This window comes from Streptomyces albiflavescens (assembly GCF_014645835.1).
Classification (GTDB): Bacteria; Actinomycetota; Actinomycetes; order Streptomycetales; family Streptomycetaceae; genus Streptomyces; species Streptomyces albiflavescens.
The window spans coordinates 283,876-303,695 of the sequence record NZ_BMMM01000005.1 but is presented as its reverse complement, the minus strand read 5'-3'; the positions used below and the strand labels follow the sequence as shown (position 1 = coordinate 303,695).

Below are 19,820 nucleotides of genomic sequence, written 5' to 3'. Positions count from 1 at the left end.
ACGTGGCGCGCCACCGGTTGAGTGCAGGAATCCGGCCAGGTCGCCAAGGCGGCTCCTCCGAAGCTGGACAGCTGGGCCTGGGCCGGGTCGTGGACCCGCCACGGCACCGTCGACACGGCGGCGTGCGTCGTCCGCTCCACAGCGCGGATGGTTCATTCAGCGGATCCCCGTTGACGATCGTCAGCTTGTCGGTGGGGCCGGCCACGCCGCCCACAGCAATTCCGGCATGCCTGGTGCAACGGGGCTGGTCGCTTATCACACTCCGCGGATCGCGGCCGTGGCCAGGCCGCCGAGGACCGCGAAGACCGCGCCCGCCGTGAACGTGGCGGGGTAGTTCTGGTCCCCGCCGCCGATCGACAGGAAGAGCGGCGCGATCAGTGGCCAGCGTCTGCGGCAGGGAGTTGGCCGAGGCCTCTACCGCTCCACTTCGGCGCCCGCACGAGGGCATCGCTGATGAGGGTTGGGCAGGGCATCGCGCGGGAGGTACCGACTAGGTACCATCGGGGTATGCCCTCACTGAACGTGTCCTTCACCGACGAGGAGCTCGAAGGCGTGCGCGCGGCCGCCGCAGCCGACGGCAAGAGCCTCAAGCAGTACCTGCACGACCTCGGCGTACGGGAGATGCAGCGCAAACAGTTCGTCACGGGCGCGAGCGCCTGGGCAGACCGATTGCGCGAGGAGTTCGATGAGGCCTTTCCCGATGAGGTGCCGCCCTCCGAGCGTCGCGATGGGGCCGCGGCCGCCTGATGCACCTCCAGATCGACGTCTCCTGGCTGCTCGACGTCCAGGAGACCGCCCTTGCGCACGAGGACATGACAGTCTCGGACTACTCCGCGCTCGTAGCCGCCGTTGCCCGCCACAAGACCAAGCTGCCGACCCTCGCGGCAGCCGACCCGGACGCCGCCTGGCGCGCGGCTGCCCTCATGCACACCATCGTGCGTTTGGAGCCGCTGCCGCACCGCAACAGCCTGTACGCCGCATTCGTCGCAGCCCAGTACATGGACCAGTCCGGCGAGGGCATCGATCCGCCGTACGGCGGCCTGTCCGATCTCGTACGAAAGATCCGCGGCACCCGTCTCGGCGTCCATGAGGTCGCCGACCAGCTGCGCTCCTGGAAGGTATAGAACGTCGCCGCCGGCGGAGGATTTCTGCGTGCAGTTCGCTCACCGTGGTCCACCGGGTGATGCGCGGCATCGCTGCGCCCGCTTCGGACGCGGGTTTCGGTGACGCGTTCCTGTGATCCTGGCCCTGGACAGCGGCAAGGTGCAGCAGCTTGGGCACATCTTGGGCGTGCTGGCAGGGCTGGGAGCGGGGGAGTAGGTCGTCGACGACGCCACATCAGCGGACTGTGGACCACGCTGTACATCGACCGTGCCCAGTGCGTCACATCGCCGGCTCCGCCCAGAGGTCGGGCGGGATGACGCCGACGGCGCGGCCATGGGGATTCAGGAACCGTCCGAGCAGCTTGTCCTGGCGCAGGGTGATGACGCGGTCGACGATGTCGAGGCTTGGGTGAGCGGTGGCGAGCTGGGTTTCCAGGCGCAGGACGTCGCTGACGGAGTGCAGGCTGGCCTGGAGAACGAGATTGTGGGGTCCGTTGACGGCGGCGCAGTTGCGGGTTTCGGGTAGGCGGACGAGGGCATGGCCGATCTCGGGGAGGTCGGTGGGCGGAACTTTGGCCCAGAGGGTGACCCCGACGGGCCAGCCACCGAGGACGCGGGCGAAGTCGCAGCGGAACCGCAGGAGGCCGCGGCGGGTGAGCTGTTCGACGCGGCGTTTGGCGGTGGAGAGGCTGACGCCGAGGTCGTTGGCCAGGGTCTGGTAGGAAGCGCGGCCGTCGTGGGCGAGGCGGGTGAGAGGGCGCGGTCGAAGGAACTGATCTCGCCCGGGGCATCGGCTGTGGCTCGGGCCGGGAGCGGGCCGGTCAGCCGGGCGCGTTGGCCGGGGGCCAGGGCGGCGATGCGCCACCGGCCGCCCTCGGTGAACATGTGGGTGACGATCCGGGCCTGCACGGTGGTGATACCGGGGAGGTGCGGGAGCAGGTCGAGGGTGTAGCGGGAGAGGGCCAACAGGTCGCGGGTGGCGACGGTGGCGAGGATGTCGTGGCTGGTGGCCGCGCGCTCGATCGTGAGCATGTGGGGGTGGGCGCTCAGTTCCCGGGTGACCTGCGCGGTGGCTCCCGGAGCGCAGTCGATCACGACGAAGGCCACGCAGATCTGCTCGAACAGGCGCGGGCCGGGTGAGAACTCCACCCAGGCGGTGCCTTGGTCGGACAGGCGGCTGAAGCGGCGAGCGACAGTGACCGGGTCGACGCCCAGGGCGCGCCCGAGCTCGGCCCACGAGGCCCGCGGCCGCAGCTGCAGGGCGCTGATCAGCGCCAGCTCGTCCTCCTTCAGTAGCGGCGGTGCATCATCCTGCATGGTCCCGCCTCCTGAGCCAGAATCCTGCGTTTGGCGGCTTTCGCGCACCACTCTTCCATCGTGGACTTCAAGGGACCGCACCCGGCGGACCCGAAGGAGGACCGGATCATGGCTTTCGCCGACTACCAGGACGAGATCTATCTCGACGGGCTGCGCGGGGTGGTGCCGCGCTTCCCGATGACCTACGACGACCTGGAGCCGCTGGCTCAGGCCGCCCTGCCCGCCTCGGTCCGCTCCTACGTCGCGGGCGGTGCCGGCGACGAGCGCACCCAGCGGGCCAACGTCACAGCGTTCGAACGCTGGGGCCTCGTGCCGCGCATGATGGTGGGGGCCACAGACCGCGATCTGAGCGTCGACCTGTTCGGGATGCGCCTGCCCTCGCCGCTGTTCATGGCCCCGGTCGGTGTGATCGGGCTGTGCGCGCAGGACGGCCATGGCGATCTCGCCACTGCCCGCGCCGCCGCCCGCACCGGCGTGCCGATGATCGCCTCCACGCTGACCGTCGATCCGCTGGAGCAGGTCGCCGAGGAGTTCGGCGCCACCCCGGGCTTCTTCCAGCTCTACACCCCTACCGACCGGGAGCTGGCCGAGAGCCTGGTCCACCGTGCCGAGAAGGCCGGGTTCAAGGGCATCGTGGTCACCCTGGACACCTGGATCACCGGCTGGCGCCCTCGCGACCTCGGCACCAGCAACTTTCCCCAGCTACGCGGGAACTGCCTGACCAACTACACCGGCGACCCCGTCTTCCGCTCCCGCCTCACTCATAGCCCGGAGGACGACCCGAAGGCCGCGGTCGCGCTGTGGGCGCGGATCTTCGGCAACCCGCTGACCTGGGACGACCTGCCCTGGCTGCGCTCGATCACCGACCTGCCGCTGATCCTCAAGGGCATCTGCCACCCCGACGACGTCCGCCGCGCAAAGGACGCCGGCGTGGACGGCATCTACTGCTCCAACCATGGCGGACGCCAGGCCAACGGCGGCCTGCCCGCTCTCGACGCCCTGCCTGCCGTGGTCGAGGCCGCCGACGGCACGCCCGTCCTGTTCGACTCGGGTGTCCGCACGGGAGCCGACATCGTCAAGGCCGTCGCCCTGGGCGCCACCGCCGTCGGTGTCGGCCGCCCCTACGCATACGGCCTCGCCTACGGCGGCGAAGCCGGCATCGTCCACGTCCTGCGGGCCTTGCTCGCCGAAGCCGACTTGATCATGGCTGTCGACGGCTATCCCGCCCTCGCCGACCTCACCCCCGACGCCCTCCGGCGCCTCACCTGACATCCGCCTCGGCGTCTTCTCCTCAGGTTCGGTGGCCGGTGGGCCGCGTTCTGCTTCGAAGATCCTTGACGCGGCACGGGATGTTCTGTCGGCGCAGGGATACACGGCGCTGACCATCGAAGCCGTAGCCACGGCCGCGGGCGTCGGCAAATCGACCATCTACCGCTGGTGGCCCAGCAAGGAGGCGCTCGTCGCCGACGCACTCGCCGAGATCTTCCGCGCCGAGGAGATCCCCGATCTGGGCGACACGCACGCGGAACTGCGCCACGCCGTCGACATGACCATCGACAACTACGCCAACGAGGACATGGCCGCCTCGCTGCCCGCACTCGCCGCCGGCCTCCTCCCTCATCCCGAACTCATGGCTCGGTTCCGGGAAGCTTTTTGCACCGCAAGCGCGAGAACATCGCCGCCGCGCTGCGCCGTGGAATCCAACGCGGCGACCTGCCCGACGATCTCGACACCGACCTCGTCCAGGACATCTGGGCCGGCACCATCCTCTACCGGCGACTCATGACCGGCTCCCCCCCTCAACACCAACCTCGCCGAACACCTAGTCAACTCGTCACCAACAGCCCTCCGTTGCTCCCTCACCGAGACGCGGGGGCGCGTCCAGTTACGGACTCGTGAAACGGGCTGCGTGCAGGTACGCGGGCGTAGTGCCGGCAACGGAGTGCATACACACTGTGAACTCCAGCGCCCAAGGTGGTGCAGCGGACTATCTGGTGCACGCGCAGGGGTCAGTAACTCATGTGTTCTTCTTCGAGATCCCAGCCTGCTGTGGATTCACTGCCGGGCGCCGCAGAGGGCTGGCGTCGTCAATGCCAATCACCCGGCGGGCTGCCAGGTGAACCCCACGCTCCCCTCCTCACGGTCCCGCTGCCGCCTCGGCTTCCAGCCGGCTCGTGGCACTGCCTGAAGCAGGCGGCGGGTGTAGTCGTGCCGTGGGTTGTCGAGGACCTCGGCGGTGGGACCGGCCTCGACGATCCGGCCTTTGTGCATGACGACGCAGTCGTCGCTGATCTGCCGTACGACGCCCAGGTCGTGGGAGACGAAGAGGTAGACCACGCCCGTTGTGCGGCGCAGGTCGTCGAGCAGGTTGAGGACCTGCGCCTGGACGCTGACGTCGAGTGCGGCCACGGCCTCGTCGAAGATGAGGAGTCGGGGACGTGCCGCCAGGGCGCGGGCGATGGCGACGCGCTGGCGCTGTCCTCCGGACAGGGCCCGGGGCCAGCAGCGTCCCGTGCGCTCGTCGAGTCCGACCTGCTCCAGCAGTTCGCCGACCTGCGCATCGGTGGCACGCGGGCGGCCGTTGCGATGCTCGTCGAGGACCTCGGCGATCGCCGCGGCGGCCGTCTGGCGCGGGTCGAGCGAGGAGTTGGGGTCCTGGAAGACCATCTGGACCTGACGGGCACACCGCTTGCGTTCGGCTCGGCCGATCCGTCCCGTGCTGCGGTTTTCCCCGTCGAGTTTGACCGTGCCCGCAGTCGCCGACTCCAGACCGGCGACGATGCGGGCGCACGTGGTCTTTCCCGAGCCGGACTGGCTCACCACGGCCAGCGAGCCGGCAGCGGGGATGCTGAAGGAGACGTCGTCGACGGCCGTGAACTCCTCGGCGCCGTCCGGGCCCTTGACGGTGTACGTCTTGCGCAGGCCGGTCACGGTGAGCAGATCAGTCATGGGCGGCCATCTCCATGCGGGTCAGGGACCCGCGCAGCTCCTGTGCGCGGTGGCAGGCGACATGGTGGCCGCCCAACAGCTGGGCAGTCGGGGTCTGTTTGCGGCAGAGATCGAGCACGTACGGACATCGCGCGGCGAACACGCATCCCTTCTCGATCTCGTACGCGGCGCTGGGACGGCCGGGGATCGCCGCGAGCCGGCCCCGCTGTGTCGGGCTGGGCCGGGCGGCCAGCACGCTCCGGCCTGCCGAGACGCCGACGCCCGGGCGCACAGGGCACTTGCCTCGTGTGTCGATGGCGGCGCGCAGCGGAGATCCGAGTCGCTGCCTCAGGGCGACCTGGCCTTCGCCTCGTCCGCTGGGGGTTCTTCGTCAAGCGCAAGGAGGTCGAGGCCGGGCCGCACACCGCCGATGTCGAACGCTGCGATCGGCTGTGGAACGAGAGCGCCCGGCTCACCGGCCTTTCTCGGACGCTGTAGCGGAAAAATCGGCGTGCGCGACCGAGCCGTCGCGCAGTCCCGCGATGGTCTCGCGCAGCGCCACGTCGAGCGGGATGGGCTGGATGCCGAAGGCCGCGGTCGCGGCAGAGGAGTCCAGGACGAACGGCCGACGGACCTGGTACTGCGTCTCACGCAGCTCACGGACCAGCGGGTTGCCCAGTCCGCCGAGCCAGAGCACTGCCGTCGGCATGGTGGACAGCCGGGGCGCTGGCGCCTCGGCCAGCTCGCACGCGCGGGTGGTGAGGTCGCGGAGGGACACTGGCGCGGCGCTCGGCACGTGCCATGCCCGACCCCAGGCTTTCTCGTCGGCCGCGACGGCGACCAGCGTGCGGGCGACGTCGCCGACGTAAGTCCAGCTGTGCGGCGCGTCCACATCCGCGGGCACGCGGACGCGCGCTCCCGCCAGGGCCTTGGGCAAGACGGCCATCGTGAGCATCGACTGGGTGCTGGCACCGAGGTAGTCCGACGAGCGCACCTCCGCGGTGCGGAGTTCACCGGCCGCGTGCGCGGCCAGCGCGTCAGTCCACATCTTCGCCCGGACGCGGCCCTTCGTGCCGCTCGCCCGGAGCGGATGCTGTTCGGTCATCGCGCCGTCCACCGGGCCGTAGCCGTAGACGTTGCTGGTGCTGACGAGCACGGCGCCGCTGTCTCGACTCGCGTCGAGGAAGGCCGCGGCAAGCGGCGGCCAGTCGGTAGTCCACCGGTGGTACGGCGGGCCCGCGCAGTTGTACAGCGCCGCCGCCCCCGCGCACAGGCGGGCGAGTGCCGACGCGTCGGTGGCGTCGGCGGCCACCCGCTCGACGGCGGGGTGGTCGGGGCCGGTGCTGCGCCGCGTCACCACGCGGACCTGTTCGCCCCGGTTGGCAAGCAGGCGCGCGGTGGCCGAGCCGACTGCTCCGGCACCGACGATGACGTGCAAAGACATGCTGGCACCTCTGTAAGTGGACAGTGTTTCTTTTGGAGAACAGTGTTCTCGAAATCCATTGTGATGCCGACGGCCGGATTGTCAAGAACGCTGTTCTCTCTTCGGTTGGCCGTTCTCGCTCCTGTGCGAGAATGCCGTCATGTCGGTGCCATCACTGCGCGCGCGGGTCCGTGCCGAGACGGCCGAGGAGATCCGCGCCATCGCGAAGCGACACCTGGCCACGGAGGGCGCGAACCTGTCCCTACGCGCGGTCGCGCGAGATGCCGGCCTGGTTCCGTCGGCGCTGTACCGCTACTTCCCGAGCCGCGACGCCCTGCTGACCGCGCTGATCACGGACGCCTACGCGGCGCTGGCGGCGAGCGCGAAGGCCGCCGAAGCCGCTGTACCCCGAGACGACCTGCGGGCACGGTTCCTGGCGCTCAGTCATGGGGTGCGCTCGTGGGCTCTGGACCACCCCGCCGAATACGCCCTCATCTACGGCAGCCCGGTCCCGGGCTACGCGGCGCCGCCCGAGATGGTGGGCCCGGCCTCGGAGGTCGCGGTGACGCTGATCGGCATCGTGTTCGATGCCGCTGGACGCGGGCTGCGCCCGACGATCCCGACCCGACCGCTGCCCGCGGCCACCGCCGCGGACCTGCGCCGGCTGCTGGACAAGTCGCCGGGACCGAAGCCCGCTTGGGCCGAGCCGGCGCCCGAGTCGGTCATCGCCATCGGCTTCACACTATGGACGCAGCTGTTCGGACTGGTCACCTTCGAGGTCTTCGGCCGGCTTGACGACTTGATCGATACGCGGCGGGAGTACTTCGAGCACCAGATTCTCGTGATGGCCGACCTCGCCGGGCTCGACGCGGGTCCCGCACCCGGCGACGGGTGAGCGATGTGGAACATCGGCAACTCAGATACTTCTGCACGGTCGCCGAGGAGGGAATCTGACGAGAGTGGCGGAGCGGTTGTTCTCGGTGATCTTCCCTGATGCGAGGTGGCCGAGGGCGACATCCGCCAGGTCGGCGAAGACCTGCTCGATGATGTTATGTCGGCGGTGGGCGCCCTCAGCTTCGATGAGGCCGAGCGCGGTGTCGCTGATCGCGGCGTGGAAGCGGTGGGTGGTGAACAACTCACCCTGACCGTCCGGGAGATGAACCCGACCGAGCCGCTTGACGCGGCGGAACAAGAGCCGGGCTGTGGCGTGGTACTTCTTCGACTTGCCGGTGAAGGCGGTGCATTCGGCCTCGGCGTAGGAGGCCCGGCGCCGCTCGTCCTCGTCGAAGACCGCGTCCGTGTACTTGATCGCCGTCCATGCGGTGTCGTCATGGCGGCGATGGTGGTGCGGACCGTCTTGCCTTGAGCGGGTGGCGGAATACAAGAAAGTGGCACAAAGGGCGCATGATCAGGTGCTGGCGTGGTCCACCTGCCCGGCACAGTGGATTCTGCGGTCCACGAGCGTCGTGGAAGCAGCGGCTGCGCCCGCCGCAGTCCGTGGCGGGCCCGGGTGTTCCTGCTGCAGGCAGGGGTCGTCCTGCTCCTCGTCGTCGTCGCTCGCGACGCAAAGCGGCCAACTGAGCCTGGAGCGCATCGATTTCACTGCCGAGGCGTTCCTGTTCCTTGAGGTTGCGTTCAAGGTCGTTGGCCACCTGCATGCTGTATTGCGAGGTCAACTCGGTGGTTACGGTTGTGGTTTCGGACATGGTGCTCACACACTTCCCACCCGCCCCACAGGGCAAGCCAGTTCAGATGTCACCCGATCGTGCATCAGACCCGTCCTCATCAGGCGCGCGGGATGATGAGCGGGCCGGCCCGCTTGATCCACCGCACGATGATTTCTGTATGGACGTGGTGCACGCCGGAGAGCGCGCCGATGTCTTCTGTGAGGTACCGGTGCAGGTCGCCGACGTCGGCGAGTTCGAGGATCGCGAGGATGCCGGTGGTCCCCGTGGTCGTGGAGGCGAAGGCGACCTCAACGTGGGAGCTCAGGGCGCGCGCGACAGTGCCGAGCGCGGCTGGTTGTACGTCCATCCAGCAGATCACATCGATATGTCGTCCGTAGAGTTTCGGGTCGACTTCGACCTCGAATATCAGCACGCCGCGACTGGTGAGCTCGGTGATGCGGCGGCGGACAGTCGTTTCGGGGATGCCGGACACGCGGGCAATCCGGGCGATGCTCATGCGCCCGTCGGCGGCGAGGAGGCGAAGGAGCTGCACGTCGTCATTGGACAGCGCGGCTCCGACCGGCGTCTCACTTGCGCGAAGCTCGGGCGCGTCCAGGTGCATCGCCTCCTGCTCGCTCGCGGTGAGTGCCTCCAAACGGCCGGGCCATCCGCCGATGCCGGCGATCGGCGCGAGCAACCGCTGGGCCGTCACGGTCGCAATGCTGGCACTGCGCCGGAAGAGCTCGAGAGCGCCAGCGCCGTCGCCTTTCGCCGTGGGTGTCCGGATGATGCAGCCGAGCCCGCCGTCACCAGCAAGCGAAGCGATCCACGAGGTATCGCCGCGGTCGGCAAGCGCACGTGCGACGGCATCGACCGAACCGCTCGCAGCCGTGATGCGCAGGAACCATTCCTCCTGCTCCCGCGGGTTGGGGCGAGTGACGCCGATCACGCGCAACGCCAACCGGGAACGCAGCCGGTGGTAGCGGCGCGCGACCGCGCGCTCGGACATTCCGAGCACCGCCGCGATCCGCGCGAACGACGCCCGCCCGTCGAGCTGCAGCGCGTGCAGCACCCGCCGGTCGTCTGCGTCAAGACTGACTGGATCCGCCATATTCACCGACTCTAGTGGTGTGATCCACCACTTGCGCCGTTGTTGATGGGGTTTCCTCAGCGAGCGCAGCAGATTGGTGCGCGACCCGTCCACTGCTCACCCGGCTTCGCTGGACGGATACGCCACCAGGAGATGCTCATGCTCACCGTTCTGCCCATCCGATACGTCGCCGACGTGGATGCATCCCGCCGCTTCTACGAAGGACTCGGCCTGAGCTATCGCCCCGAGGTCAGCGTCCCGGTCTGGGCGCACCTCGACGCCGCAGCCGGCGTGGTTGGCATCCACGATGCTGCCGTGTCGAAGGGGCGGCCGCTTGGCACGGTCGAACTCGGCTTCGCGACCGATGAGCGCCTCGAAGACGTGTCGGCCCGGCTCACCGCACGCGGATACGAGCACACCCTCTGCGACGAGGACTTCGGCCGCAGCATCCGCCTCACCGACCCCGACGGCGTCGTCATCCAGATCCAGGAGATCGATCCTCGGACAATGCGCCGCTCACAGTCCCAGCTGTGAGCCGACACGTCAACGAGAAAGAAGCAGCGTGGAACCCCTCATCGCACTCGTCGGCGTGAGCGTCGTCGTGGTCATCTTGAACAAGTCCTGGCTTCGGCATCCCAGAGGTGTCGAGATAGCGCTTCGCGCCGGAGTGGCCGCGATGTTCACGCTCACCGGCATCGCGCACTTCGTCAGCATGCGAGCCGAGCTCATCGCCATGGTCCCGAATCGGCTGCCGTTGCCGGGCCTCATCGTCACTGTCACCGGGATCCTCGAACTGGCCGCCGCAGCGGCGATGCACCACCGTCGTCTGGCCACCTTCGCCGCAGCAGGGCTCACCCTGCTGCTGATCGTCATGTTCCCCGCGAACATCGCGCTCGCCCTCTCCGGAACGCCGCTGCCCTGGTGGGACGAGCTCGTGCCCCGCACCATCATGCAGGTCCTCTTCCTCACCGCGACTGTCACCGTGCTCGTCCTCACCTTGCGACCGGCCAGCCACACCTCGAAGAACGGCCTCACCCCGGCAGAAACGCAGGCGTGAAAGGACCGACGGACGATGGACGACCCCACCACAACCTCGGACGACTTCTGGCGGCGACGCCCCTCCGACGAGGGCATGCCTCCGCGTATCACGCCCGGCGTCTTTACACCGCCAGGAACGCTCGACTCGAGCATCAAGTTCTACGAGGACATCCAGGGCCTTGAAGCCGACGGTGGATTCGCGTTCCCCGCTGCGCGCCTGCGGCTGGCCGTGGTCGGCGCGTTCCTCATCATCGAGGGCGACGAGGAGGCCCTTGCACCCTTCCGCTCTCCCTGAGACGGACGCCCAGGCTCAGTCGGCCGAGCGGCGGGCGGCGAGGAGCGCCACCGTCTCGTCCCACAGCTCGCGTTGCACGCGCGGGTCCCGTCCGGGCTCGGGGCACTGCAGCGGGCGGGCGTCGCGCACGGAACACCAGCCGGTACTGAGCACCCGCACCCGACGCGCGTCTGCGCACGCCACCCCCTCCCTCGCAGACGTCGCCCCTCCGCCGCGGCTGCCCAAGGAAGAGCCAGCCAACTCCTCGACCAGGGAAGCCAGATGCGCCGTCGAGACACCCATGAACAACGGATGCGCCAACACCGACCGATCGACCATGCCCCTCAACACGAGAGCATGCCCACTCGCCATCACGCACCAGCTCGTTAGTTGAGAGACGGCGGAGAGTGACATGTGGTTAGCCATCCTGCTTCCGGCGCTTCGATGACCTTGTCAACGATCTTGGGATCTCCCGCAACCTGCTGGCCACCCGAATGCGTGCGCTGGTCGAGCACCGCATTGTTGAACGCACCCCCTACCAGGATCATCCACCGCGCCATGCATACGCACTCACGACAGCAGGACATGAACTCGTGCCGGTACTGATGGCGCTGGCTGCATGGGGAGACCGGTGGACCACGCCCGAGGGCGGCCCGCCCGTGGCCTTTCGACACGCCGACTGCAACGAGACCTTCGTTCCGACCGTGACATGCTCTGCGTGAGGAGAGCCGGTGCATTCCGGCCGTGTCGTACCCACGCCAGGGCCAGGTGCACGTTCGGCACCAGGCACCAAGCTCCAGCCCGCCAGTAATCACCAACCATCGCGGTTACACCGCTTGTTTGACAGGGCGTACGCGGCGGCGACTGATGGGTCTTCAGGCAGGCGCAAACGCGTGCCGTAGCCGTCGCTGTCAGCCGGTGCGTCGAGCGCGGGTCAGTGCCAGGCCGCCGAGAGCCGTGCCGATCAGCCCCAGTGCCAGGGCCATGGCGCCGCCGATGACTCCGTTGCCGGTGCCGGGGCCACCGTCGGCGACGGCCAGGTTCACCACGCCCATGGCCAGGCCGACCAGTCCCGCCGCCAGGGACATGGTGGCCCTGTTTCGCCTGTTGCCGATGCCGGGGCGATCGGTGGAGCGAGCCAGAGCCAGCCCGCCGATGACCACGCCGGCCAGTGCCACGACCGCGGCCGTGGTGCCTACCAGTCGCCCGGAGGTCAAGCCGGTGGTGGCAGCCGACCGGACTACGATGTGCGCGGCTTCCGATGCGGCAAGCACGGATTGGACTGCCATGAGAGGCCTCCTTGTCTCCTGTGATTCGACGTCGCCTCAGTGCGATTCGATGTCGGCCCAGCATGTCCGTCGGCCCGGCCGTCAGTCGTCCAGCGGACGCAGACAGTTCGCGCTACTGCGGGTGGTCCATGCGCCTGCTGCGTGTGCGGCAGACGACGCGCGGGTACCGCGGGCGCGGTAGTCGGCCGCTCCTTCGTGAGCGGGACTCGCCCGTAATGGCGTCCGGCTAGGGTGCGTGTATGGACAGAGGACGGTTCGGTGCCCCGCCCGGTGTCTGGGATGGGGCGGTCGCAGTGGGCGTGGCGGCGCTGCTGGTGGGCACCGGGCTGTCCGGTGAGGGCTCCACGGCGAACAGTGACCTGCTCGGCTATGCGCTGCTGGCGGGCGGCGGGCTGGCGCTGGCCGCCGCCCGCCGGGCTCCACTTCTGGTTTTGGCCGTTACCGGGCTGTGTGCGGTGGGGTATCAGGAGGCCGGGTTCGACGTGCTCGCCGTCTCGTATCTGGTCGCGGTGTACGGCGCGGTGCGGGCCGGGCACCGCGCCATCACCGTGGCGGCGTCCGTCGCCATGCTGATCGCTCTCCACCTTACGGCTCTGGTCTTCCAGGACGAGCCAGTGCGCGAGGCGTTCGGGCGGGGCGGCGGCGTGCTCGAGATCGCCTGGCTGATCGCCGCCTTCGCCGCGGGGGAGGCGGTGCGGCAGGCCGAGCGGCGGGCAGAGGAGGCCGAGCGGACCCGGGAGGAGACCGCGCGGAGGCGCGCCGATGAGGAGCGGCTGCGCATCGCGCGGGAGCTGCACGATTCGCTCACTCATCAGATCTCGGTCATCAAGGTGCAGGCCGAAGTCGCGGTCCATGTGGCCCGCAGACTCGGCGAGCAGGTGCCGGAAGCGATGCTGGCGATCCAGGAGGCCGGCCGTGAGGCCAGCCGGGAACTGCGGGCCACGCTGGAGGCTTTGCGCGACGACGACACGACCCCGCCGCGTGGGTTCGACGACGTTCCGGAACTGGTGGAAAGGTCCCGGACGTTGGGTCTGGACGCAAGGCTGACGATCCACGGGCGGCAGCACGACGTACCGGCTGCGGTGGACCGTACCGTCTACCGGATCGTGCAGGAGGCACTCACCAACGTGGCACGGCACGCCGACGCCACCACCGCGGTGGTCCGCATCGACTGCCTTCTGGATTCCCTCGCCATACGCATCGACGACGACGGCAAGGCGACACCGGCCGCCGCCCCGCTGCCCGGCCTCGGGCTGCTCGGCATGCGCGAACGCATCACCGCCCTCGGCGGCCGGCTACGCGCCGAACCACGTGACGGGGGCGGCTTCACCGTCCAGGCCGAACTCCCCGTGGACCGGACGTCATGACCCGTGTCCTGCTGGTCGACGACCAGCCGCTCATTCGCAGCGGATTTCGCGCCCTCCTCGACCTCGAGGACGACATCGAGGTAGTGGCCGAGGCCGCCGACGGCAGCGAGGGCTTGGAACTCGCCAAGGAGCACCTGCCCGACGTCGCGCTCATCGACATCCGGATGCCGGTCATCGACGGCATCGAGGCAACCCGGCGCATCGCCGCGGATCCGGCCCTGGCCGGGGTGCACGTGGTCATCCTGACCAACTACGGCCTGGATGAGTACGTTTTCGACGCCCTGCGCGCCGGCGCTGCCGGTTTCCTGGTCAAGGATGTGGTGCCGGAGGATTTCCTGCACGCCGTACGCGTCGCCGCTCGTGGCGACGCCCTGCTCGCGCCCTCGATCACCCGCAAGCTGATCAACAGGTACGTCACTCAGCCGCTCCCCGCCGATACCGGTACGAGGCTGGAGGAGCTGACCAGCCGTGAACGCGAGGCTGTTGTCCTGGTCGCGCAGGGTCTGTCCAATGACGAGATCGCCGCCCGAATGGTGATCAGCCCGCTGACCGCGAAAACCCACATCAATCGGTCCATGACCAAGCTCCAGGCTCGCGACCGCGCCCAACTCGTGGTCTTCGCCTACGAGTCCGGCTTGGTGGCCCCACGCAACCCTGGGCCTTGACCCGGAGTCTTGGACACGGGCTATGTGGCTGGGACCAGGCTAGTTGATGTTGTGTCGAGTGCTGTTTCGTAGATGATGGGACTGTGTCGTCCGAGGCTGGAGTGGCGCTGTTGGGTGTTGTGGCGGTGCAGCCGGCGGGACAGGTTGAGGCGGGTTTCGCGCTCGTCGGCCCAGGCACTGCGGCCCTGGAGCGTGTCCCGCTTGCAGGTCGCGTTGAAGGACTCGGCGAGCGAGTGGTCCGTCGAGTTGCCGACGGCGCTCATGCTCTGGATCACGCCCGCCCGGCGACAGGCGTCGGCGAACGCCCGGCTCGTGTACTGGGCCTCATGATCGGTGTGCAGGACGGCGCCAGCGAGGCTGCCGCGGCACCGTTCGGCGGCGGCCAGGGCATCGGTGACCAGGGCATCGGTGACCAGTTCGGCGCGCATGTGGGCGGCGATCGCCCAGCCTGCCAGGCGCCGGTATGCGAGATCGATGACCGTGGCCGGATACAGGAACTTCCCACCGGTCAGCGCGAGATAGGTGATGTCGCCGACGTACTTCGTATTCACCGCTGCTGCGGTGAAGTCGCGGCCGATGAGGTCGCCTGCCTTTGCGGCGGCAGGGTCCGCAAGGGTGGTGCGGTGGTTCCTGCGCAGACGCAGTCCGGCCAGGCCGGCCTGGTGCATGATGAGGGCGATCCTCTGGTGGTTGACGCACTCGCCCCTCTCGCACAGTTCGGCCAGGTCAGCAACCCCAACAGCAAGTCCGTGCGGTTCGACGTCCACGTCGCCTTCCTCGACGTGAATGGCGGCACAGCGCGTTCGCCGGCTCGTCGTGCCCAAAGCGACGCCACAGCGCTCATGTCACGATCGTGTGAAAGAGCGTCCGGAGACGCCGTTGGCGGATGGTGTCGTGCCGGGCGCTCCCGCACGTCGGGATGCTGCCACCAGCATTCAGCTTCGTAACGCACGTGGAGCAGGTGCCCCGGCGATGCCCGTGAAGTCGCTCTTGCGGATGCGTGCGTGAGAGCCCTTGACCAGGTCGACCACCTGGGAGATGTCGAAGTCCGCCGCTGCGCTCAGATAGGCATACGCGAGGTGCCGGTCCATGCTGTACCGGGACGACAGCACCTCCAGGGCGTTGCGGACGCAGTTCGACACGGCGGTGTCCAGGTCCTGGTCCAGGCCGGTGGGGACCAGATACGTGTCGGTTTCCACGACGGGACCACGCGCGCCGCCGAACAGCCGGCGGGCCTCGGTCGCGGGCACGACGTCGAAGTGCAGCGTGGCCCGCAGCGACGCCTCCAGTGCGGTGAGGGAGACCTCGCCATTGCCCTGGGCGAAGTGCGGGTCGCCGACGTAGGCCAGTGCCTCGTCGACCGCCACCGGCAGATAGAGCGTGGCGCCCTCGACCAGCAGCGAGATGTCGAGATTGCCGCCCTGCAAGTGCGGGGGAACCGAGTTCAGCCGCACGTCACCCGGCGTGGCCACGCCCATGATGCCGAGGAACGGCCGCAGCGGGAAGCGCACCCGGTTCGGGCCGCCGGTCCGCAGCGGCAGCACGCCGACGGCGCGGGAACCCGTGCCTTCCACCTGCGTGAACACGCTGACGTTGCCAGGCCCTGCGGGCAGCTCGCCCGGGAGTGCCCCGCGGCCGTGCCGGTTGGAGATGACCCCGTAGTCGACCCGAGGTGTCAGTTCCACGATGGTTATCGCCAGCATGTCGCCCGGACGCGCTCCCTGGACGGAGATCGGGCCGGTGACGACGTGCGGGCCGTCCGTTGTCGGATCGCGGGGCACGTCCCGGGCGATCTCCACCGCGTCTGCGAGTACGTCCCGCTGCGGCACACCGTGGGCGCCGAAGTACGCGACCGGGTCCTGCCCCTGGTCCTCAAGGATCCCCTCGTGGCTGAGCGTGTCGATGGTCACGGTCTCGCCCGGCCGGATCCGTAGGACGGGGGCGTCCGCGGCGCAGGGCAGTCGGCCCCACAGGGCGGTCCCCGCCGTGGTGCTCAGGTAGTGCTTGCCTGGGACGAGTCCGGCGCGAGGTTGCAGGGGCGCGTAGCGTTCCGCGGCCAGCAGACCCTCGATGCCGGTCACCGACAATTCCTCGGCGCCGGTCATTGGGCTACTCCTGTTCCGGTGTGCTGGGCGATCAGCGTGTGTACATCGTCCAGATGGGCGAGCATGGCGGCTTCGGCGGCGAGCCGGTCGTGGGCCGCCACCGCCTGGAGGATGGCGCGGTGACCCTCCACCGAGATTCGCCGCCCTTCCTGGGTCGCGTGCGAGTGCCGGCGGACGTCCTCGGTCCAGCGGCTGGACAAGGTGAGCAGCGTGGTCAGCAGGGGGTTCTGCGCTGCCTGGGCGAGCAGAGAGTGGAATTCGAGGTCGAGGCGCAGGGACTCGGCAGGGGTGAGGTTCTCGTTGGACTGGCGCAGGATGTCCTCGAGCCGGAGCAGGTTGGACGGGTGGGCGCGCAGCGCCGCGTGCCCGGCGATGCCAGGTTCCACGAGGCGGCGCAGTTCGTTGACGTTGCGCTGTTCCTGGCGGGTCTCGGCGAGTTCTCGTAGCAACTCATCGACCTCGCGCGGAGGTTCGGTGACAATAGTGCCCCGTCCTGGCCTGCGTTCGATCAGCCCTTTGTTCTCCAGCTCACGCATCGCTTCCCGCAAAGAGGCGCGGGATATCGACAGCGACTGGGCCAGTTCACGTTCCGCTGGGAAACGGTCACCGGGATTGAGGTCGCCGGAAGCGATGCGTTGCTCGAGGTACGCCGCCACCTCCGCGCTCACACTCCGCGGACGACGCCGGAACGCCGGAACCTTACTGTTCAACGCACTTCCCCCCTTGGGCAACGCCGATGCTGCTGCCGCGCACGTGGAACGGATGGCCGGGCCCATCCCTGGTAGAGACGGCATTCACAGGACCTTCGAGAGGAAGGCCGCCGTACGCGCGTGGGCGGGCTGGGTGAAAACCTGGGCGGGCGGTCCCTGCTCGATGACGCGCCCTGCGTCCATCACCGCCACTCGGTCGGCCACCTCCCGTGCGAAGCCCATCTCGTGGGTGACGACGACCATGGTCATGTGGTCGTCGGCAAGTTCCTTCATCACCGCGAGGACCTCGCCGGTCATCTCCGGGTCCAGGGCGCTGGTCGGCTCGTCGAACAGCATGAGGGCGGGGCTCATGGCCAGCGCCCGGGCGATCGCCACGCGCTGCTGCTGACCTCCGGACAGGTTCCGGGGCCGTACGTCTGCCTTGTCGGAGAGTCCCACGCGGGCCAGGAGTTTGTGCGCCTTCTCGACTGCGGCCGCCTTCGGCACGCCCTTCACGCGCACCGGGGCATGCCAGAGGTTCTCCATCACGCTCATGTGTGGGAAGAGGTGGAAGTGCTGGAAAACGAACCCGATCTCCTGCCGCTGTTTGGCCACGGTGGCCGCCGAGTCCATGACGAGCGTCCCGTCCGCCTTCCTGCGGTAGCCGACCATGTGGCCGTCCATCAGGATCTCGCCGCTGTCGATGGTCTCCAGGCTGTTGATGGTCCGCAGGAACGTGGTCTTGCCCGCACCCGAGGGGCCGACCAGGACGACCACCTCGCCACGGCGGACGTCAAGGCTCACGTCATCAAGGATGCGGCGCCCGTCGATGCTCTTGCACACCTCGGTAGCACGGACCAGGACGTCTGTTCCTCGACTGGTCCCGGGCTCTTTTGTGGCTGTCTCAGGCATCGTTGACCCCCTTCAGTACGGTCACGGGCTCGGCCGGCGCCGGCCGGTTGAGTTTCTTGCGGCCGGCCGGCTGGGTGATGCCGACCTGGTCATCGAGTCGTCGCTCGATCCAGGCCTGCACAAAGGTCCAGACGGTGGTGAGCAGGAGGTAGTAGAGGGCGGCGACGAGGAAGATCTCGAACGTCTTGAACGTTGTGGAGCTGATGGACTGAGCCACCAGGAACATCTCGCTGACGCCGATGATGCTCAGCAGGGAGGTGTGTTTCATGAGGCCGTTGAAGATGTTGCCCAAGGGCGGCACCATCGTGCGCAGCGCCTGCGGCAGGACAATCCAGCGCATCGTTCCGGCCGGACGCATCCCGAGCGCCATGGCCGCCTCCGTCTGTCCGCGGTCGACGGAAGCGATGCCGGCCCGGATGACCTCCGAGATATAGGCGCTCTCATGGATGGTCAGGCCCACGATCGCCGCCTGGACCGCTCCCTTGACCGCGACGCCGAGGACGTCGGTGTCCTGGAACTTGTAGATGCCGGCCGCGGCGAACCCCAGGTAGATGATGACCAGTTGGACGATGAGAGGGGTGCCGCGGATCAGCCAGATGTAGAACTTGGCGAAGGTCCTCACCGCCGTGAACCGGGACCGGTACAGGAGGGCGACGACCGTTCCGAGGACCAGGCCCGCGGCCATGGCCACCATCGAGATGGTGATCGTCATCCACAGCCCGTCGAGGAAGGCACCGTCGGGCGACACGAGGTTTTGCCAGAAGAAGGACCAGTCGAACGTCATGACAGCGCCAGCTCCGAGAGGTTCCACCGCTTGAGGATCTTGGCGTAGTCGCCGTCTGCCCTGATCTCGTCGAACGCCTTCGCCAGCGCGTCCTGCAGGGGCTTGTTGCCCTTCTTGACCGCCGCTCCGACCTTGATCGCGCCGAAGGACTTCCCGGCCATCTGGAAGGTGTTGGGCTGCCTGTCCTGGTAGTAGAGGATGACGGGAGTCTCACCGGCGTAGGCGTTCGTCTGCCCGGTCATGACCGTCTGGATACCGGCCGTTGTGCTGTCCAGTTGCTGGACCTGGAGAGCGGGCTTGCCGTCGGACTCGCACCTGTCGCGCTGCCCGGAGGCGAGCAGGGCGCCGGTCTTGCCGACCGTGGCGGCCATCCTCAGCCCGCACACCGAGTCGTCCATGCCAGTGACCTGCTTGGGGTTGCCCTTGGGGACGGCGATGGCCGTACCGGACATCATGTACGGCACGAAGTCGACGACCTTCTCGCGCTCGGGCTTGATGTAGAGCGAGGACATGACGACGTCGCACTTTCCGCCCTGGAGCGAGGGGATGAGCGAGGCGAAGGCGGTGTCGGCGAAGTCCACCTTCAGACCGAGGTGCTGCCCCACGGCGTGGGCGAGGTCGATCTCCGCCCCGACCGGCTTCTGACCGCTCTCGAAGTAGTAGGTTGGCGGGTTTCCGGTGCTCAGCGCGGTGCACACCTTCAGGTTGCCGGATTTCATGATGGCAGAGGTGCCGACCTTCGGGGCGGTCGTCGGGGCCGCTGCCGCGGATTTGGTGGAGCTCGAAGCGCTGCACGCACCCAGGGCCAGGGCCGTCAGGGCCGCGCCGGTGGCCATCGCCAGGTGTCGTCTCATGGTTCTCCTCCGGGCCATTCATCAGTCCGTTGATCGGATGGTCTGACCAAGTCGCATACGAGACTTGCCGCGCGCCATTTCTGAGCGGTAGACCGCCTGTAACCAGCGCATTAATCCGGTCATCCGGGCCCGAGCCGCGGGTGCGTGGTCGCGAACGCGATGGATCCGACGCGATTCGGCGCACGTGGCAGTCGCAGTTCAGGCGAGCGTCATGTGCTGATCGTCAGGGCCGCCAAGGCTTGTCTCGTCGCCCCTGGGCCACTTCGTCCTGACCAACCTGCTGCTGCACATCACCGGCGGGTGGCGGGCAGGTGC

Annotated in this window: 22 protein-coding genes and 4 pseudogenes; 12 read left to right on the top strand and 14 right to left on the bottom strand. The window is 68.5% G+C overall.

The features are described from left to right. The first annotated feature begins 507 nt into the window (after positions 1-507). On the top strand, positions 508-747 hold the full coding sequence (locus IEY95_RS16470) for a hypothetical protein (RefSeq protein ID WP_189186777.1): 240 nt from the start codon (positions 508-510) through the stop codon (positions 745-747). Next, positions 747-1,124, top strand: coding sequence for a toxin Doc (locus tag IEY95_RS16465; protein WP_189186776.1), 378 nt, complete (start codon positions 747-749; stop codon positions 1,122-1,124). The genes IEY95_RS16470 and IEY95_RS16465 overlap by 1 nt, the downstream gene beginning before the upstream one ends. 259 nt (positions 1,125-1,383) lie before the next feature. Here IEY95_RS16465 and IEY95_RS49020 read toward each other — a convergent pair whose 3' ends face one another. Together IEY95_RS49020 and IEY95_RS49015 are read right to left on the bottom strand one after the other, a co-directional pair. Next, positions 1,384-1,968 carry an Lrp/AsnC family transcriptional regulator gene (locus IEY95_RS49020; protein ID WP_229703010.1) on the bottom strand — a complete coding sequence of 195 codons (585 nt, stop codon included), beginning with the start codon at positions 1,966-1,968 and terminating at the stop codon, positions 1,384-1,386. Between the two features lie 74 nt (positions 1,969-2,042). Continuing rightward, a pseudogene (locus IEY95_RS49015) lies at positions 2,043-2,420 on the bottom strand (Lrp/AsnC family transcriptional regulator); the annotation flags it as partial. A gap of 108 nt (positions 2,421-2,528) precedes the next feature. On the opposite strand from IEY95_RS49015, the gene IEY95_RS16455 reads away from it, so the two are divergent. The 3 genes and pseudogenes from IEY95_RS16455 (at position 2,529) to IEY95_RS50655 (ending at position 4,319) form a co-directional block, all read left to right on the top strand. Next, the gene (locus tag IEY95_RS16455; protein WP_189186944.1) at positions 2,529-3,689 is read left to right on the top strand and encodes an alpha-hydroxy-acid oxidizing protein; all 1,161 of its coding nucleotides are present in this window, start codon (positions 2,529-2,531) and stop codon (positions 3,687-3,689) included. Positions 3,690-3,720: 31 nt separating this feature from the next. Continuing rightward, positions 3,721-3,825, top strand: a pseudogene (locus IEY95_RS50660) (TetR family transcriptional regulator); the annotation flags it as partial. A 32-nt stretch (positions 3,826-3,857) separates the two neighbouring features. Continuing rightward, positions 3,858-4,319 carry a TetR/AcrR family transcriptional regulator C-terminal ligand-binding domain-containing protein gene (locus tag IEY95_RS50655; protein ID WP_373294483.1) on the top strand — a complete coding sequence of 154 codons (462 nt, stop codon included), beginning with the start codon at positions 3,858-3,860 and terminating at the stop codon, positions 4,317-4,319. 198 nt (positions 4,320-4,517) lie between these two features. Here IEY95_RS50655 and IEY95_RS16445 read toward each other — a convergent pair whose 3' ends face one another. The 3 genes from IEY95_RS16445 to IEY95_RS16435 all read right to left on the bottom strand — a co-directional run bounded on the left by IEY95_RS16445 (position 4,518) and on the right by IEY95_RS16435 (position 6,792). Further along, the gene (locus tag IEY95_RS16445; RefSeq protein ID WP_189186775.1) at positions 4,518-5,369 is read right to left on the bottom strand and encodes an ABC transporter ATP-binding protein; all 852 of its coding nucleotides are present in this window, start codon (positions 5,367-5,369) and stop codon (positions 4,518-4,520) included. After that, positions 5,362-5,640: an oligopeptide/dipeptide ABC transporter ATP-binding protein gene (locus IEY95_RS16440; protein ID WP_189186774.1), complete on the bottom strand. Its 279-nt coding sequence runs from the start codon at positions 5,638-5,640 to the stop codon at positions 5,362-5,364. The genes IEY95_RS16445 and IEY95_RS16440 overlap by 8 nt, the downstream gene beginning before the upstream one ends. A 180-nt stretch (positions 5,641-5,820) precedes the next feature. After that, a complete protein-coding gene (locus tag IEY95_RS16435; protein ID WP_189186773.1) occupies positions 5,821-6,792 on the bottom strand; it encodes an NAD-dependent epimerase/dehydratase family protein in 972 nt (323 codons plus the stop codon). 139 nt (positions 6,793-6,931) lie between these two features. Here IEY95_RS16435 and IEY95_RS16430 point away from each other — a divergent pair, with 139 nt between their 5' ends. Then, complete coding sequence (locus tag IEY95_RS16430) at positions 6,932-7,666, top strand: TetR/AcrR family transcriptional regulator (protein WP_189186772.1); 735 nt, start codon at positions 6,932-6,934, stop codon at positions 7,664-7,666. A gap of 60 nt (positions 7,667-7,726) precedes the next feature. Here the strand turns inward: IEY95_RS16430 and IEY95_RS16425 are convergent. Both IEY95_RS16425 and IEY95_RS16420 read right to left on the bottom strand, forming a co-directional pair. Beyond that, positions 7,727-8,139: pseudogene (locus IEY95_RS16425) on the bottom strand (IS1380 family transposase); the annotation flags it as partial. Between the two features lie 417 nt (positions 8,140-8,556). Further along, the gene (locus IEY95_RS16420) at positions 8,557-9,549 is read right to left on the bottom strand and encodes an Lrp/AsnC family transcriptional regulator (protein ID WP_189186770.1); all 993 of its coding nucleotides are present in this window, start codon (positions 9,547-9,549) and stop codon (positions 8,557-8,559) included. A 138-nt stretch (positions 9,550-9,687) separates the two neighbouring features. Here IEY95_RS16420 and IEY95_RS16415 point away from each other — a divergent pair, with 138 nt between their 5' ends. From IEY95_RS16415 to IEY95_RS50650, 4 genes and pseudogenes are all read left to right on the top strand, one after another. Beyond that, the gene (locus IEY95_RS16415; RefSeq protein WP_189186769.1) at positions 9,688-10,062 is read left to right on the top strand and encodes a VOC family protein; all 375 of its coding nucleotides are present in this window, start codon (positions 9,688-9,690) and stop codon (positions 10,060-10,062) included. A gap of 28 nt (positions 10,063-10,090) precedes the next feature. Next, positions 10,091-10,585 carry a DoxX family protein gene (locus tag IEY95_RS16410; protein ID WP_189186768.1) on the top strand — a complete coding sequence of 165 codons (495 nt, stop codon included), beginning with the start codon at positions 10,091-10,093 and terminating at the stop codon, positions 10,583-10,585. Between the two features lie 15 nt (positions 10,586-10,600). After that, positions 10,601-10,861 (top strand): hypothetical protein, encoded by a 261-nt coding sequence (locus IEY95_RS16405; RefSeq protein WP_189186767.1) that lies wholly within the window; start codon positions 10,601-10,603, stop codon positions 10,859-10,861. Positions 10,862-11,286: 425 nt separating this feature from the next. Then, positions 11,287-11,562 (top strand): annotated as a pseudogene (locus tag IEY95_RS50650) (winged helix-turn-helix transcriptional regulator); the annotation flags it as partial. Positions 11,563-11,751: 189 nt separating this feature from the next. On the opposite strand, the gene IEY95_RS16395 reads toward IEY95_RS50650, so the two are convergent. Then, a complete protein-coding gene (locus IEY95_RS16395) occupies positions 11,752-12,129 on the bottom strand; it encodes a DUF6223 family protein (RefSeq protein WP_229703006.1) in 378 nt (125 codons plus the stop codon). A 239-nt stretch (positions 12,130-12,368) separates the two neighbouring features. On the opposite strand from IEY95_RS16395, the gene IEY95_RS16390 reads away from it, so the two are divergent. Then, entirely contained in the window at positions 12,369-13,496 is a 1,128-nt protein-coding gene (locus IEY95_RS16390) for a sensor histidine kinase (RefSeq protein WP_189186766.1), read from the top strand. Continuing rightward, entirely contained in the window at positions 13,493-14,161 is a 669-nt protein-coding gene (locus IEY95_RS16385) for a response regulator (protein WP_189186765.1), read from the top strand. Before IEY95_RS16390 ends, IEY95_RS16385 begins: the two co-directional genes overlap by 4 nt. A 20-nt stretch (positions 14,162-14,181) precedes the next feature. Here the strand turns inward: IEY95_RS16385 and IEY95_RS16380 are convergent, their stop codons facing one another. The 6 genes from IEY95_RS16380 to IEY95_RS16355 all read right to left on the bottom strand — a co-directional run bounded on the left by IEY95_RS16380 (position 14,182) and on the right by IEY95_RS16355 (position 19,505). Beyond that, positions 14,182-14,928 (bottom strand): IS3 family transposase, encoded by a 747-nt coding sequence (locus tag IEY95_RS16380; protein WP_189186764.1) that lies wholly within the window; start codon positions 14,926-14,928, stop codon positions 14,182-14,184. A 168-nt stretch (positions 14,929-15,096) separates the two neighbouring features. After that, positions 15,097-16,266 carry an acetamidase/formamidase family protein gene (locus IEY95_RS16375; RefSeq protein ID WP_189186763.1) on the bottom strand — a complete coding sequence of 390 codons (1,170 nt, stop codon included), beginning with the start codon at positions 16,264-16,266 and terminating at the stop codon, positions 15,097-15,099. Further along, positions 16,263-16,934 (bottom strand): FadR/GntR family transcriptional regulator, encoded by a 672-nt coding sequence (locus IEY95_RS16370; RefSeq protein WP_229703004.1) that lies wholly within the window; start codon positions 16,932-16,934, stop codon positions 16,263-16,265. Before IEY95_RS16370 ends, IEY95_RS16375 begins: the two co-directional genes overlap by 4 nt. A gap of 126 nt (positions 16,935-17,060) precedes the next feature. Further along, entirely contained in the window at positions 17,061-17,867 is an 807-nt protein-coding gene (locus IEY95_RS16365) for an amino acid ABC transporter ATP-binding protein (protein ID WP_189186762.1), read from the bottom strand. Continuing rightward, a complete protein-coding gene (locus tag IEY95_RS16360) occupies positions 17,860-18,651 on the bottom strand; it encodes an amino acid ABC transporter permease (RefSeq protein WP_189186761.1) in 792 nt (263 codons plus the stop codon). The genes IEY95_RS16365 and IEY95_RS16360 overlap by 8 nt, the downstream gene beginning before the upstream one ends. Further along, a complete protein-coding gene (locus tag IEY95_RS16355) occupies positions 18,648-19,505 on the bottom strand; it encodes an ABC transporter substrate-binding protein (protein WP_189186760.1) in 858 nt (285 codons plus the stop codon). Before IEY95_RS16355 ends, IEY95_RS16360 begins: the two co-directional genes overlap by 4 nt. Between the last annotated feature and the right edge of the window lie 315 nt (positions 19,506-19,820).